The following is a 1151-nucleotide window of genomic DNA, read 5'->3' on the forward strand; positions in this document are numbered from 1 at the left end:
GTCTCGACCATCTTGGACCGGTCGGCAATCACGATCATGCGCTGCGACGCCGCCGCGACGATCTTTTCGCGCAGCAGCGCCCCGCCGCCGCCCTTGATCAACGTTAGCGCGGGATCGATCTCGTCGGCGCCGTCAATGGTGAGGTCGAGCTCCGGCGTTTCCTCGAGCGTCGACAGCGGCACGCCAAGCTCGCGGCAGAGTGCCGCGGTGCGCTCGGATGTGGGCACGCCGATGACGCTGAGGCCGGTCGCGACCTTTTCGGCGAGCAGCCGGACGAACTCGTCGGCGGTCGTGCCCGTGCCGATGCCGAGCCGCATGCCGCTGCTGACATGGGCGAGCGCCGCACGCGCGGCCTCGACCTTCAACTGCCTTGCGTCCATGCCGCTCCTGTCCCCGGTTTCCATGGTTTGGCGCGCCTCCTAGCATTTTTGCCTTTCCCGTCAAAGGCTCTGCCTGTGGACCGACGGAGGCGGCTTGCTTGACCACCGCGCAGCTTGTATCGGCTGCGGAACCTCAATCATTCAGGACTGGCCATGACCCGACCGATCATCGTGTTCGACCTCGACGGGACGCTCATCGACACCGCGCCGGATCTGCTCGACAGCCTCAACCACAGCCTGGCGGCCGCGGAGCTGGCCGCGGTCGACCAAGCCGGCTTCAAGCGCTACGTCGGCCATGGCGGCCGCGTGATGATCGAACGCGCGCATGCGGCGCAAAACAAGGCGCTGATGGCGGAAGAGCACGACCGGCTGCTGAAGCTTTTCCTGGACCACTACACGATCAACATTCCAGGCAAGTCCCGCCCCTATCCCGGCGTGGTCGCGGCTCTCGACCACTTCCAGGCCGCCGGTTATCTGATGGCGGTTTGCACCAACAAGTATGAAGCGAATTCGGCGACGCTGATCGGCGCGCTCGGTCTCGACAAATACTTTGCCGCGATCTGCGGCCAGGACACTTTTGCCTTCCGCAAACCCGACCCGCGCCATCTGACCGAAACCATCAAACTGGCTGGCGGCGATCCGCACAACGCCCTGATGGTCGGCGATTCGCAGACCGACATCGACACCGCCAAGGCGGCCGGTATTCCGGTGGTGGCGGTCGATTTCGGCTATACGGATCGTCATGTGCGCGAGTTCGAACCGACGCTGGTG

The 1151-nt window shown here is 64.9% G+C and carries 2 protein-coding genes; one reads left to right on the plus strand and one right to left on the minus strand.

The window, feature by feature from the left end:
* A partial coding sequence (gene rpiA / locus EOA60_RS33975) for a ribose 5-phosphate isomerase A (RefSeq protein WP_128312673.1) occupies positions 1-380 on the minus strand: 380 nt, incomplete at its 3' end.
* Positions 381-533: 153 nt separating this feature from the next.
* Between rpiA and EOA60_RS33980 the strand changes: the two genes are divergently transcribed.
* A partial coding sequence (locus EOA60_RS33980) for a phosphoglycolate phosphatase (RefSeq protein WP_164899810.1) occupies positions 534-1151 on the plus strand: 618 nt, incomplete at its 3' end.

It is taken from the genome of Mesorhizobium sp. M1A.F.Ca.IN.020.06.1.1, from assembly GCF_004023265.1.
Taxonomy (GTDB): domain Bacteria; phylum Pseudomonadota; class Alphaproteobacteria; order Rhizobiales; family Rhizobiaceae; genus Mesorhizobium.